The sequence below is a fragment of the Flavobacterium sp. TN-1 genome (assembly GCF_052828645.1).
Map to the genome: position 1 here is coordinate 1,219,413 of NZ_CM128253.1, position 14,684 is coordinate 1,234,096.

The following is a 14,684-nucleotide window of genomic DNA, read 5'->3' on the forward strand; positions in this document are numbered from 1 at the left end:
TCAAGTTTTAATTTAAATGTGAATATTTTCTATTTATTTATAACTTTTTTAGAAGTTTTATTTCTTTTTATTTGCCTCTAAATCCGACCGCTCGAATATGCGGTAAAAGTTAGCCCCAGATAACTATGGTTTTATTCCGATCGCTCGGATATAACACAAAGTGAGTCTCAACGCAAAGGTTAGCGCGATTTTGTAAATCGTGCCCACAACAGTGATAAAAACAACAAAAGCAACTTTAGAGGTTGCTTTTGTTGTTTATGGTGGTAAAATTTTTCTTTTATGAAAGTCTAAAAGTTTGTTTGGCTTTAGTGTCTCTAATGAAAGCGTCAATTATAGCGTTTATTTTTTCTTTTTCGGCTTCGGGTAATTTTTGTAATTCTTCCATTCTGTAAATTACATCACTATCAAAAACCGTGTCATCTTGAGGCTTGTCATTCATTAGAAAATCTAAAGTTATGCCTAGTATATCAGCAATCTTTTTAGGCTTACTCCGATCGCTCGGATATGCGGTAAACGTTAGCGCAGAAATGTTTTCTGTGCCCACAACAGAGAGTAAAAAACAAAATACGCTTTAGGGCGTGTTTTTTTGTGGGTTAAAGGTTAGAAAGGTTTTGCAGGTTGTCTTTTAGTTTTTTCTTGGCGACAGCCATATCAATAAGTTTTAGTAAAGCTTGTTTTTTTTCATCTTCTAATAAGTCTATAACGAAATGGTTAACTCTTTTCATCCAATAAAATAAAAGTGATAAAATGCTTTTTTTGGAATGAATTTTGTTATTACTTTGTAATTACAAATAAGTTTTAAATCAAATATAATGGAATTATCAGTAATCAACATCGGAAACTCTAAAGGAATTAGATTTTCGAAAACAATTTTGGAGCAGTATAACATTGGTGATAAAGTGGAGTTAATCTTAGAAAAATCACAAATCGTAATCCGTCCAAAAACTCAGACGAGAAAAAATTGGGATAAAGCATTTATGCAAATGAACCAGAACGGAGACGACAGCCTTTTGATTGACGATGTTTTTGAAGAAGAAACTTTTGAATAATGAATATAAAACAGTATGAAATTATCCTTGTAAATCTTGATCCAAGTATAGGAAGTGAAATAAAAAAAATAAGACCGTGTGTAGTGCTTTCACCTGATGAAATGAACAAGTATCTTCAAAATGTAATAATAGCACCAATTACAAACATATCAAAGCCTTATCCAACTCGTTTAGAATTAAATAATAAAGGAATAACGGGGTGGATTGTATTAGACCAAATAAGAACAATAGATAAGGCGAGAATTATTAAATCATTAAGCAAATTATCTACAAAAGAAATAACAATCACAAAACAGATTTTAAAAGAATTTTTGGTAGATTAAAGTTAGTAGTTAAAATTTTTACAATTTTACGGACAATGCAGAATTGTAATATGTAATAGAAAACACGCAAAGCCTGTTTTGTACCTGCCTTGTGTAACCGATTATAAAAACGATCTGAGTTATAGACTTAATATCTGTTTTATGTTTTTTTGATAAATTGGTTTTGTATTTAACATTCTTTCTATAATTTTATGAAAAATACTTGTTTTAAATTGAGAACGGTTTATTCTAAAACAAAACTCATCAAAATAAGCTTGAATATACCATTTGCTAATATGGGTTGGTATTGTTCTAATCCAAGATTTCAATTGCATTATTATAATATGTAATTCGTTGAAATTTCTTCCCTTATTACTTAATTGCTGTTCAACTATTGTAAAGTTTTTTAGAGGTTCATACCCTCTCCATTTATCCGTTACTATCTTTGCCGTTTGACTTATATGTTCTTCAAAAATTGGAGTTAGTGATTTTGAAGAATAGTCGTCAATAGATTTCACATAGACTCTTTTTATCTGATGTTTTTGGTTTAATTCTACTGCTATTACTGCTTTTTTCTTTTTAGAATCATAACTTCTTCCTTGTTTTGCTTCTTCTTTTCCACCCACAGTAAATTCGTCTACATGAACCAATTCTGACAAAGGATATTTCTGACTACTTTGCATTGCTTTGCGCACTTTTTGCATAAAATACCAAGCAGTACCTTGGCGAATACCAAAACGTTTGCCCATTTGAATACTTGATACACTTTTACTACTAGTTGTCATTTCAAACACAATACAAAAAGCTTTATGTAAACCAAATTTAACCTTGTGAAACAACGTATTGACGGTGGCACTTTCAACATGTTGACAATTATAACATTGGTAATTATATCCCGATTTTTCACATCCTTTTGTATGACCACACTTCATACAAATAAAACCATCTTTCCATTTTATTTGTGCTAAATATGCCTTACAAGATTCATCATTTGGCAATTTTTTATAAAGTTTAGTATACTTTATCCTTCAAATACTTCCATAATACATGATTTTAAAGACTTAAAGATACAGAAATTAAATGATTAACTCGAAAAAGTTTTATGTTGAGCTTGAGTGGTTTAGTAGGTTTTTAGACACTTTGCTACCTGCTATGAGAGATGCTGTAAAACCTAATATCATAATTGTTCCAAAAACAATTATGATATTAGTACTTTCTATTTTAACAGGGTAAGGAAGGGATTCAGTTATTGTTATTAAGCTAAATTGATCTTGAATAAAAATTAAAATAAGACCAATCCCAATACCCAATATTCCTCCTATGAAAGTAATTAAACATCCTTGTAGTAAAAAGATTAGTTGAATGTTTTTTATAGTAACCCCTAGGTTTAAAAGTGTTTTTAAATTGTTTTTCTTTTCAAGAATCATCATGATGATGGCGCCAGCCAAAGTGAAAAGAGTCATGATGATTACTAAGGTGAAAATTAGATAAATAGCTGTATTTTCAGTATTTAGCATCTTGTGTAGGCTGTCATTAAGTTGTGTTCTGTTTTTTATGACTACGGTGTTACTAAATATTTTAGTTAAGTTTTTAATTATGAGATCTTCGTTAGCTAGGCTATCTGTTTTTATTTCTATGGCAGATACTTCATTTGTCTTGTATTCTAGTAGATCTTGTGTTAATCGAAGATCAGTATAAACATACTTTGCGTCTAGATCGTCATTGATAGAGTAAATTCCTACTGGTATTAGATTAGATTTGTTGAAGGCTGTTTCTGGGTTTGTAATAGCTCCTTTGCCAGGTCTAGGAACGTAAATCTCAAGAATATTATTTAAATCAAAAAGTCCTAAAGATAATTTGTTAGCAATAACGTTTCCAATGACAACTTGTGGAGTTTCAGGGATCAGCCATTGTCCTTGATAAATAGCCTTTTGGATTCTGTTTACTTGATTAAATTGATTGTCTATACCTTTAATTTCAGCTACATGTTCCTTTCCTTTATAGATAAAAAGTACCTTTTCTTCAATTACATTACTATAGGATTTTATTCCTTTGGCTTTTTTTAATTCCTTAAGTTGAATGGGGTTGATTGTTATTGTTTTTCCTTTTTTTGGAAAAATCTTTAAATCGGGATCAAAATCGTTACTAAAAGATAAGCTGAATTCTTTTAATCCGCTGAAAACAGATAGCACAACAAATAAGGACATAGAGCCAATTACTATTCCAACTGAAGCGATACGGCTAATGATATTTATTGCATTATTCTTACTTGAAGTGCGTAGATATCGTTTTGCTATGTAAAAAGAGAAGTACAATATAGTTAAGATTTCTTTCTTTTATCTAATAAATTAGGATTCTCTATAGGGTTGTCTTTTCCAGATAATGCGTGATCTATCTTTTCGATGTAATCTAAACTGTCATCAATGTAAAAAAGAAGGTTAGGAACTCTGCGTAGCTGTAATTTTACGCGTTGAGCTAAATCATGTTTAATAAGGGGAGTGTTTGATCTTATAGCTTCTAGTATTTCTTTCGCCTTTTCTTGAGGGAAAATACTAAGAAATACTTTTGCAATTGATAAGTCAGTAGTCACACTCACTTTTGAAACAGATATAACAAGATTTGAAATGCCGTTTTTACGTACCTCACCTTGTAAAATATCTACCAAATCTTTTTGTAAAACGATTCCTATTTTTTTTTGTCTATTAGTCTCCATGTTGCAAACATACAATTTTTTGTAATTAGTGTTGCCATTTTGAGTTTATCAAATGATATATTTGTGAAAACAAAAAAATGATGAGAAAAATTGAACACATAGGAATTGCTGTGAAAAATTTAGAAGAATCTAATGAGATTTTTGGATTGCTTTTTGGAAAACCTGCCTATAAAGAAGAATTTGTAGAAAGCGAAGGCGTTAAAACTTCTTTTTTTATGAATGGGCCTAATAAAATAGAGTTACTTGAAGCTACAAATCCAGAAAGTCCTATTGCAAAATTCATCGAAAAGAGGGGAGAAGGTATTCATCATATAGCTTTTGATGTAGAAAATATAGAAGAAGAAATAAAAAGATTAAAAAAAAATGGCTTTGTCATATTGAACGAAATTCCAAAGAAAGGAGCTGATAATAAGTTAGTTGCTTTCTTGCATCCTAAGAGTACCAATGGAGTGTTAATTGAATTGTGTCAAGAAATTTTAAAATAATTTTGTAGAATTAAAAAAATGTCTTAATATTGCAACCGCAAACAGAGAGCAACTCTGAGCAAATAAAGATTTACTAAGTAAATTGGTCCTATAGCTCAGTTGGTTAGAGCACCTGACTCATAATCAGGTGGTCCCTGGTTCGAGCCCAGGTGGGACCACAACTAAAATCAAGCCTTACAGAAATGTAAGGCTTTTTTATTTAAAACACTTTTTATAAAGAATCGAAAAGTTATAGGTATTATAAATAAGCCTCCTTTTCTTAAATAATTTGATTTCTTCCTTTCTAAAATGTATTTTTGAAAATTCTCTTTTTAGATTAAAACCCTGAAATATTAGAAAATAAAGTTATTAAAATTTTGGAATTTTCACATCTATGTATTTAATTTTTGATACCGAAACTACTGGTTTACCACGTAGTTGGTCTGCTCCCATTACTGATACAGATAACTGGCCTCGTTGTATACAAATAGCTTGGCAGTTGCACGATGAAATGGGACAACTTATAGAACATCAGGATTACCTTGTGAAACCTGAAGGGTTCAATATACCTTATGATGCAGAAAGAATTCATGGTATTTCTACTGAATTGGCTATGGAACAAGGTGTTAGTTTACAAGAAGTGTTAGAAAAATTTAATATAGCTCTTTCAAAAGCCACCTATATTGTCGGTCAAAATGTTGGATTTGATGTAAATATTATGGGGTGTGAGTTTTATAGAGGAGGAATTGCTTCTACTTTATCACAAATGCCTATTCTAGATACCTGTACTGAAACAACAGCGGAACTACTTAAGTTGCCAGGAGGACGTGGAGGTAGATATAAATTGCCAACACTTACAGAATTACATCAATTTCTTTTTGGAGAACCCTTCGCAGAAGCTCATAATGCTACTGCTGACGTAGAAGCTACTACACGTTGTTTTCTTGAACTTGTTAAAAGAGAAATTTTTACACAAGAAGAATTAGATGTGCCTGAAGATTATTATATGCGTTTTCGCCAAAATAATCCTCAAGAAATTAAATTAATTGGTTTAAAACATATTAATTTAAAATCTGCTTCAGATGAAATTCGAAAAAGATTAAGTAAAATACAACAAGAAGGAAATACGGTCTCTGAAGAAGCAATTAAAAATCTAGAAGATGCTGTATATGCTCATCTGCATAATCATACCCAATTTTCAGTACTACAATCTACAATTTCTATTCCTGCCATTGTTAATGCAGCAGCTAAAAACAAAATGTCTGCAGTAGCTATGACAGATGTAGGAAATATGATGGGAGCATTTCAGTTTGTAAGTGCTGTTCTAAATCACAATAAGGCAGCTAAAGCAAAAAATGAAGCCAGTATTGAAAAAGGAGAAATGGTTTCAGAAGTTGAAATAAAACCAATTGTTGGAGGAGAATTTTTTGTATGCAATAACCATAAAGATAAATCAGTAAAAGATAATGGTTATCAAGTAGTTTTTTTAGCAAAAAATAAAAAAGGCTACCATAATTTAGCTAAAATGGCTTCTATTGCTTATACAGAAGGTTTTTATTACGTACCACGTATAGATCGAAACATAATAGAACAATATAAAGAAGATATTATAGTATTATCAGGTAATTTGTATGGAGAAATTCCGAGCAAAATACTAAATATTGGTGAAAACCAAGCAGAAGAATCACTCTTATGGTGGAAAGCACAATTTGGAGATGATTTTTATCTCGAAATAATGCGCCACAACCAAGAAGATGAAAATCGTGTAAATCAGACTCTAATACAGTTTGCCCATAAACATCAAGTAAAATTAATAGCAACTAACAATACCTATTATGTAGCTAAAGAAGATGCTAATGCTCACGATATTTTATTATGTGTAAAAGACGGAGAAAAACAAGCTACACCCATAGGACGAGGAAGAGGTTACCGATACGGACTCCCTAATCAAGAATACTATTTCAAAACGCAAGAAGAAATGAAACGTCTTTTTGCAGATCTGCCCGAAGCAATTATTAATATTCAGGAAGTTATAGATAAAATAGAAATCTATTCTCTATATCGCGACGTATTACTACCTAAGTTTGATATCCCAGAAGAATTCCTAGTAGCAGAAGATAATCAAGACGGAGGTAAAAGAGGAGAAAATAAATATTTACGCCATCTTACCTATGAAGGAGCTCGAAAACGATACCCTGAAATTGCTGACGAATCAATAAACCCAGTCAAAACGACCGAAATTAAAGAACGTTTGGACTTTGAGTTGTTAACAATTGAAAAAACAGGGTATCCAGGTTATTTTTTGATTGTTCAAGATTTTATTGCAGCTGCTAGAAATATGGGGGTTTCAGTAGGACCTGGTCGTGGCTCCGCTGCGGGTTCCGCTGTTGCTTACTGCTTAGGAATTACCAATATAGATCCTGTTAAATATGATTTGCTTTTTGAGCGCTTTCTGAATCCTGATCGTGTGTCAATGCCCGATATAGATATTGACTTTGATGATGAAGGACGAGGAGATGTAATGCAATACGTAATTGATAAATATGGAGCTAATCAAGTAGCCCAAATTATTACGTATGGTAAAATGGCAACTAAATCAGCCATACGAGATACCGCAAGAGTATTAGATTTACCCTTATTTGAAGCTGATAAAATAGCCAAACTAATTCCAGCTATGATGCCTTCCAAATGGAACCTCGCTCGATTTTTAAAAGAAGAAGAAGGAGATGTTAAAAAAGCTCTCAAATCTTCTGAGGAATTTGATCGAATAAAAGAACTTATTACCATAGCAAATGAAGGTGATTTGGCGGCCGAAACCATTCAGCAGGCAAAAGTACTTGAAGGATCTATGCGTAATACAGGTATACACGCCTGTGGTGTTATCATTACACCAGATGATATAACAAATTTCGTTCCTGTAACTACTGCTAAAGATTCTGATTTATATGTTACCCAATTTGATAACTCAGTAGCAGAAAGTGCGGGGTTGTTAAAAATGGACTTTTTGGGTCTGAAGACCCTAACTCTAATAAAAGACACCGTTAAACTAGTAAAATACCGTTTAGGAATAGATTTAGATCCAGATAATTTTCCGATAGACGATGTTAAAACTTACGAACTTTTTCAACGAGGAGAAACAGTAGGGGTATTTCAGTACGAATCCCCAGGTATGCAAAAATACATGAAGGATCTAAAACCAACTGTTTTTGCAGACTTAATTGCCATGAATGCCTTGTATCGTCCAGGACCATTAGAGTATATTCCTTCTTTTGTGAGACGAAAAAATGGAGACGAAGAAATAACCTACGATTTAGATGCTTGTGAAGAATATTTAGCAGAAACCTATGGGATTACCGTGTACCAAGAACAAGTAATGCTCCTTTCTCAAAAATTAGCAAACTTTTCTAAAGGTGATGCTGACGTTCTTCGTAAAGCAATGGGTAAAAAACAAAAAGACGTTCTAGATAAAATGAAATCTAAGTTCATAGATCAAGCTATGGCCAATGGTCATGATGCTCAGAAGTTAGATAAAATATGGACTGATTGGGAAGCCTTTGCAAGTTACGCATTTAATAAATCACACTCTACTTGTTATGCTTGGGTAGCTTATCAAACCGCTTACTTAAAAGCGCATTATCCAGCAGAGTATATGGCAGCTGTCCTTTCTAATAATATGAATGATATCAAACAAGTCTCTTTTTTTATGGAAGAATGTAGAAGAATGGGACTTGAAGTTTTAGGACCTGATGTGAATGAATCTTTTTATAAATTTACAGTAAACGAAAATTATGCTATCCGTTTTGGTATGGGAGCAGTTAAAGGAGTTGGAGAAGGAGCTGTAAATACCATTATAGAAAATAGAAAAGAAGGAAAATATAAATCAATATTTGATTTAGCCAAACGAATAGATTTAAGAGCAGCAAATAAAAAAGCATTTGAAAATCTTGCCCTTTCAGGAGGATTTGATTGTTTTGAAAATACACATAGAGCTCAATATTTTCACCATGAAGGAGATAATATTTGGTTTTTAGAAAAAGCCATGAAATATGGAGCTAAGATGCAAGAGAACGAAAATTCTTCTCAAGTAAGTTTATTTGGCGATACTACCGAAGTTCAAATACCAGAACCTACAGTTCCTCCTTGTGAAGAGTGGCACACAATGGAAAAATTAGCACGAGAAAAAGAAGTAGTAGGAATTTATATTTCAGGACATCCACTAGATGATTATAAATATGAAATGAAATACTTTTGTAATACACGTTTAGAACAGTTATCTTATCTAGAGCAATTAGTAGGTAAAAATATTTCCTTAGGTGGTATGGTTAGTAATGTTCAGCATAGAACCGCTAAAAATGGTAAAGGATGGGCTACGTTTAACCTAGAAGGGTATGATGAAACGTATGAATTTAGAATCTTTGATGAAGAGTATTTAAAATTTCGCCATTATTTAGTTCAAAACCAATTTGTCTATTTTAAGCTAAACGTTAAAGAAGGATGGACAAATCGGGAAACAGGTAAAAAATCAGATCCTAGAATCCAATTTATGGATGGGAAAATGCTTGCCGATGTTCTTCCTACCTATGCTAAAAAAATGACTATTCTGTTCTCTATATACGAAATGAAGGAAGAACTTATAAATAATCTATATAGCTTATTTGTTGAAAATAAAGGAGATCATCAGGTAACTTTTGAAGTAATGGAACTAGAAAAAATTAAAAAACAATTACAAATTGAAAGTGCTCCTGTTGAAGATACCCAAAGTGAGGATGTGGAAGATCCTGAAATAGAAGTAGAAATCCCAGAAGAAAAAGAAGAAATCATTATTAAAAACATGCTATCCATGCCAAGTCGTAAAATAAAAATAAAGATTTCTTCAGAATTATTGAAAGAAATGGAAAATATGCAAATAAATTTTAAAATTGCATAGTTAACATTTAATAAGTTCGTATTTTTATAAACACATTATTAGCCGAATATGAAAATAAACTACATCATAACTTCTCTTTTTGTTTCCCTTATATCATTTATATCTAAAGGACAAGATGTTAAAGAAGAAAAGGTAATCAGGTGTTCTGCTATAGAGTATGAAAAATATCTGCAAAAGAAATATCCTGAAAGAGCTAATTTGACTCAGTTTGAAAAATGGTTAAATCCATTGATACAAAAGCAAAGACAAAGTAGATCTGTTTCAAATGGTGTTATAACAATACCTGTGGTTGTACATGTTGTGCATTCAGGACAAGATGTAGGTCAAGCACCTAACATTAATGATGAACAAGTAATTTCGCAAATAGAAGTTTTAAATAACGATTTTAGAAAAAAGATAAATACATCAGGATATAATACACATCCTAATGGTGTTGATTTAGAAATTCAGTTTGCTTTAGCACAAGTTGATCCTCTGGGAAATCCAACAAATGGTATTGACCGCGTTTATTATAATCATTCTAAATGGATTGAAACAGTAGAGCATATAGAAGGAGATATAGACTTAGTTTTAAAACCAGAAACAATATGGGATTCATCTTTATATTTGAATATCTGGGTTGTCGATTTTAAAAAATCAGGATTATTAGGACAAGCCCAGTTTCCTAATAAAGCAAATGTTCCTGGTTTGGATGAAAAAGGAACAGAAGCCACAGATGGAATTGTTGTAAATTACTTAAATTTTGGTTCTAGAGAAATTTATCCAAATGGAATATATAATGGTTTTAACTATGATAAAGGAAGAACCGCTACACATGAAATTGGACATTGGTTAGGATTGCGACATATATGGGGAGACTCATATTGTGGAGATGATTTTTGTGAAGATACCCCACAAGCTCATAGCTCAAATTCAGGTTGTCCCGTACTTCTAAGTTGTGTAGGGACAGAAAATGAAATGGTTCAAAATTATATGGATTATACAGATGATAGCTGTATGAATATATTTACCCAAAATCAAAAAGATAGAGTTAAGGTTGTATTAGCTAATTCACCTAGAAGAAAAACAATTATAAATTCGGATAAAGAAAACCCAATATTACTATTGGTTAATGATGCAGAAATAAAAATTGAAAAGCAATATACTGGTTTTACAAATTTATGTACCAACGAACCTAGAAAAATATCTATAATAAATAGAGGTATTAATGATATTAATAATGTCTTAATAAAATATAAATTCACGAATCAAACTACAAAAGATATTAATTGGAAAGGATTATTAAAACCTAATCAATATGCCCTAATATCTATTCCAGAAATTGGTGTAGAAAATGATATACTAAATGTAGAAATTGTAGAAGTAAACGGAGTCAACGATACAAGAAGTTCAAATAATTTTGCAAAAGTAAAAATAATTAATACAGCTCAACCAGAAACATTCTTTTATGATGAAGTTAATTTTGATTTGCAACTAGACAACAAAGGAGTAGATATTACTTGGGAATTATTAGATAATACAGGTAAAATAATAGATTCTGGAGGTCCTTATAATGATTATGACCCTATTTTTATTCAAAAAAAATGGAAACTAGAGGATAAAGTATGCTATACTTTCAGTATAAAAGATAAAAAAGGAGATGGATTATGCTGCGATAATGGAGAAGGATATTATCAAATAGGATACAAAGATAATATTATCATTCGAGAAGGTAAATTTCCAGAATCAAGTACAAAAGGATTTAGTATAAAATATTTGAGTGATCAAATTATATTAGAGCAAAATCCAGTAGGAGATGAATTGTATTATTTGTTTGGTAGTAAAATAGGAGAAAGAGGGGTAGGTAAAATTTTTGATCTAACAGGTAAACTAGTAAAAGAATTTAAAGTAGAAAAAAATATTACAAAACCTGAAATAGTTAGTCATTTATCATCTGGATTTTATCTATTTCAAGTCATAACCGAAACTAATTCAGATGCCGTAATTTTTATAAAAAAATAGAGAGAGAATACTTCCTCTCTCTATTATTTCATTAAATTTGCTCACCAAAATTACAAAAGGTGAAAGTAATTAGCGATTTATCAAATGTTCAATTCTGTAAAAAGACAATTGTAACTATAGGAACTTTTGATGGAGTACACTTAGGACATCAAAAAATCATCAAAAAACTTCAATCTAGTGCTAATGAATCCAACGAAACCGTTGTAATTACCTTTTCTAATCACCCCAGAACTTTTCTAAGGACAGATTCCACCGTTCAATTATTGAGTACAAACGAAGAGAAAATAGAATTATTAGAAAAACTACAAGTAGATAATTTACTCTTTTTAGAATTTAATCAAACCTTATCAACTCTATCAGGAGAAGAATTCGTTAAAAATATTTTGGTTGATAAATTAAATATTCAAAAAATTATTATAGGGTATGATCATAAATTTGGGAAAAATCGCTCCTCAGATATTCATGATCTAATCCAATTTGGAGAAAAATATAAATTTGAAGTAGAACAAATATCAGCAGAAGAACTAAATGAAATTACTATCAGCTCTACCAAAATAAGACAATTTATAAAAGAAGGATCTATTTCATTAGCAAATCAATATCTTGGAAATCCATACACACTTAGAGGAGAAGTAATCAAAGGAAATCAAATAGGAAGAACCATAGGTTTTCCAACAGCTAATATTAAAATAGAATCTCCATTAAAATTAGTTCCTAAAAAAGGCGTTTATGCGGTAGACGTGTTTTTGAAAAATCAGACTTACAAAGGAATGATGAATATAGGAAATAGACCAACTATAGAGGGACAACATACTACTATAGAAACACATTTGTTTGATTGTAATTTTGAGTTTTATGGAGAATTTATAACTATTATTATACATCATTATCTTAGAGAAGAACAAAAATTTGATTCTTTAGACTCTCTTAAAAAACAACTAGAAGAAGATAAAAGACAGATTTTTCTTAAATAAAATTAAACAATTTTGCTTTTTCGTTAAAATAATCCTTTTAATTCCTTTAAAAATACAATTCTTCACTAGGCGTGATTTTTTACTTGAATTGTATCTTTTATTATGACTACTTTTGCGCCTGTTTTATTAAAGCTACAATATTTAATGTTACAAAAAATATCTTTTGTTAAAATTGGAGATCAGATACCAAAAAAAACGAGGCGTAACCGAAAAGCCAGATGAGTAGGAATTTATATAGTGTTATGAAAAAAAATATAGCAGAATTTATTGGTACATTTTGGCTTGTACTAGGAGGGTGTGGAACGGCAATGTTAGCCGCAAATTTTGGAAATGTAGGAGTTGGATTAACAGGCGTTTCTTTTGCTTTTGGTTTAACCGTTTTAACTATCGCATATTCTTTTGGTCATATTTCTGGAGCTCATTTAAATCCAGCCGTTACAATTGGTCTTTGGGCTGGAGGAAGAATTAGTTCAAAAGAAATTTTACCTTATGTTATTTCTCAAATTGCAGGAGCCATATTTGCTGCAGGTGTTCTTTATGTAATTGTAACAGGAAATGGAGGGGCAATCGGTGATTTTGCGGCTAATGGTTATGGAGAACATTCTCCAGGAAAATATAACATGGTTGCGGCTATAGTAACAGAGTTTGTTATGACTTTTATGTTCTTATTGATTATTCTAGGTGCTACAGATTCAAGAGCTAATACAAGCTTTGCAGGAATAGCAATTGGTTTAGCGTTAACACTTATCCATTTGATAAGCATACCTGTTACCAATACTTCTGTAAACCCAGCAAGAAGCATCAGTCAAGCTATATTTGTAGGTGATTGGGCTATTTCTCAACTTTGGCTTTTTGTTGTAATTCCTGTAATTGCTGCTCTTCTAGCAGGTTCTGTTTACAAATACTTTAAGGAGGATTAATATAAAAAACACGCTAAAAATTATAAGAAAATATAAAACTTAATTGTTGGGATATTTTTAATTTTTAGTGTTTTTTTATAAAATAAAAATAACGACTAAGTGTTTAATGCTGATTTTTTATTAGTAAAATTGATTTCTTAATTTTGAAATATATAGAGACTAATAAAAAATAATTTTCTAAATATTAATAATATATTTTGATTTATATATGATACAAAAAAATACTAGATCAAAACTAATAAAAATATATAGTTTTCTTTTCCTTTTTTCCCCAATATCAAAGGTTTTTTCTCAAAATGATACTGTAAAAAAAATGACAGTTAGTGCTTATGGAGAATTGTATTACAGTTACGATTTTTCAAAGCCTCAAAACCATGAAAAACATAATTTCGTATACAGTCATAAAAGACATAACGAACTTAATTTTAATCTACTTTTATTAAAACTAAATTATAAAGATCAAAACATAAGAGCTAATTTAGGATTAATGGGAGGTAATTATGCAACCTATAATTTAAGTGCAGAACCTACTTGGGCTCAATTTATTTACGAAGCAAATGTTGGTGCAAGACTATCTAAAAAACAAAATCTATGGCTAGATGTAGGAGTTTTGCCTTCACATATAGGTTTTGGAAGTGCTGTAGGAGGTGATTGTTGGACATTAACAAGAAGTTTAATAACAGAAGGCTCACCTTATTATGAAGCAGGAGTTAGATTGTCCTATCAATCTCCAAATGAAAAAATTTATTTAGCTGCTTTATACCTTAATGGTTGGCAAAGAATAAAAAAACCTGATTTTATTCAAAAACCATCTTTTGGAGGACAAGTCACTTTTAAACCTAATAAAAAAATGTTACTTAATTATAGTAATTTTATAGGAACTGATAAACCTGATAGTATAAATGCGGTTAGAACATTTCATAACGTATATATGTAATACGAACCATCTGACAAAATAGGTATAATAGCAGGTTTTGATATAGGGTCAGATAAATATGATAATACAAATTATGGAACTTGGTACGGTCCAATTTTAATGCTGAAAACACAACTTAATAAAAAAATGATTACGGCCTTTAGAGCCGAGTATTATAATGATAAAAATCAAATTATAGTCCCAACAGGAACGCCAAATGGTTTTCAAGTATTAGGATTTTCTTCTAATCTGGATTATGAACTTAGTGAGAAATTAAAATTCCGATTTGAAGCTAAAGCCTTTAATGCAAAAGATCGTATATTTAATAATGATAATAATAACTATTCTGTAACTACAAGTTTAATATTCAGGACGTAACTCTAAACAGCGCTAAATTAATTTATTCATAATCGAGTAA

The 14,684-nt window shown here is 30.9% G+C and carries 11 protein-coding genes, 1 tRNA gene and 2 pseudogenes; 9 read left to right on the forward strand and 5 right to left on the reverse strand.

Annotated features, from left to right (window positions below):
- Window positions 1–277 precede the first annotated feature (277 nt).
- Window positions 278–439 (reverse strand): hypothetical protein, encoded by a 162-nt coding sequence (locus ACUXZJ_RS05200; RefSeq protein WP_158447618.1) that lies wholly within the window; start codon window positions 437–439, stop codon window positions 278–280.
- 154 nt (window positions 440–593) lie between these two features.
- Window positions 594–725 carry a hypothetical protein gene (locus tag ACUXZJ_RS05205; protein ID WP_256366358.1) on the reverse strand — a complete coding sequence of 44 codons (132 nt, stop codon included), beginning with the start codon at window positions 723–725 and terminating at the stop codon, window positions 594–596.
- 87 nt (window positions 726–812) lie between these two features.
- Between ACUXZJ_RS05205 and ACUXZJ_RS05210 the strand changes: the two genes are divergently transcribed.
- Together ACUXZJ_RS05210 and ACUXZJ_RS05215 are read left to right on the forward strand one after the other, a co-directional pair.
- Window positions 813–1,049, forward strand: coding sequence for an AbrB/MazE/SpoVT family DNA-binding domain-containing protein (locus tag ACUXZJ_RS05210; protein ID WP_060383508.1), 237 nt, complete (start codon window positions 813–815; stop codon window positions 1,047–1,049).
- Window positions 1,049–1,372: a type II toxin-antitoxin system PemK/MazF family toxin gene (locus ACUXZJ_RS05215; protein ID WP_060383507.1), complete on the forward strand. Its 324-nt coding sequence runs from the start codon at window positions 1,049–1,051 to the stop codon at window positions 1,370–1,372. The genes ACUXZJ_RS05210 and ACUXZJ_RS05215 overlap by 1 nt, the downstream gene beginning before the upstream one ends.
- A gap of 119 nt (window positions 1,373–1,491) precedes the next feature.
- Here ACUXZJ_RS05215 and ACUXZJ_RS05220 read toward each other — a convergent pair.
- The 3 genes and pseudogenes from ACUXZJ_RS05220 to rbfA all read right to left on the reverse strand — a co-directional run bounded on the left by ACUXZJ_RS05220 (window position 1,492) and on the right by rbfA (window position 4,064).
- A pseudogene (locus ACUXZJ_RS05220) lies at window positions 1,492–2,369 on the reverse strand (IS1595 family transposase).
- Between the two features lie 82 nt (window positions 2,370–2,451).
- A complete protein-coding gene (locus ACUXZJ_RS05225; RefSeq protein WP_060383506.1) occupies window positions 2,452–3,666 on the reverse strand; it encodes an ABC transporter permease in 1,215 nt (404 codons plus the stop codon).
- A 5-nt stretch (window positions 3,667–3,671) separates the two neighbouring features.
- Window positions 3,672–4,064 (reverse strand): 30S ribosome-binding factor RbfA, encoded by a 393-nt coding sequence (gene rbfA, locus ACUXZJ_RS05230; protein ID WP_088419238.1) that lies wholly within the window; start codon window positions 4,062–4,064, stop codon window positions 3,672–3,674.
- Window positions 4,065–4,144: 80 nt separating this feature from the next.
- On the opposite strand from rbfA, the gene mce reads away from it, so the two are divergent.
- The 7 genes and pseudogenes from mce (at window position 4,145) to ACUXZJ_RS05265 (ending at window position 14,644) form a co-directional block, all read left to right on the forward strand.
- Window positions 4,145–4,549 (forward strand): methylmalonyl-CoA epimerase, encoded by a 405-nt coding sequence (gene mce, locus ACUXZJ_RS05235; protein ID WP_060383504.1) that lies wholly within the window; start codon window positions 4,145–4,147, stop codon window positions 4,547–4,549.
- An 84-nt stretch (window positions 4,550–4,633) separates the two neighbouring features.
- Window positions 4,634–4,707: transfer RNA gene (locus ACUXZJ_RS05240), tRNA-Ile, on the forward strand.
- Between the two features lie 215 nt (window positions 4,708–4,922).
- On the forward strand, window positions 4,923–9,455 hold the full coding sequence (gene dnaE, locus ACUXZJ_RS05245; protein ID WP_060383503.1) for a DNA polymerase III subunit alpha: 4,533 nt from the start codon (window positions 4,923–4,925) through the stop codon (window positions 9,453–9,455).
- 48 nt (window positions 9,456–9,503) lie between these two features.
- Complete coding sequence (locus ACUXZJ_RS05250; RefSeq protein ID WP_060383502.1) at window positions 9,504–11,456, forward strand: M43 family zinc metalloprotease; 1,953 nt, start codon at window positions 9,504–9,506, stop codon at window positions 11,454–11,456.
- A 59-nt stretch (window positions 11,457–11,515) separates the two neighbouring features.
- Complete coding sequence (locus ACUXZJ_RS05255) at window positions 11,516–12,430, forward strand: bifunctional riboflavin kinase/FAD synthetase (protein ID WP_060383501.1); 915 nt, start codon at window positions 11,516–11,518, stop codon at window positions 12,428–12,430.
- A 242-nt stretch (window positions 12,431–12,672) separates the two neighbouring features.
- Complete coding sequence (aqpZ, locus tag ACUXZJ_RS05260; RefSeq protein WP_060383500.1) at window positions 12,673–13,350, forward strand: aquaporin Z; 678 nt, start codon at window positions 12,673–12,675, stop codon at window positions 13,348–13,350.
- Between the two features lie 313 nt (window positions 13,351–13,663).
- Window positions 13,664–14,644: pseudogene (locus ACUXZJ_RS05265) on the forward strand (outer membrane beta-barrel protein).
- Window positions 14,645–14,684: the final 40 nt, after the last annotated feature.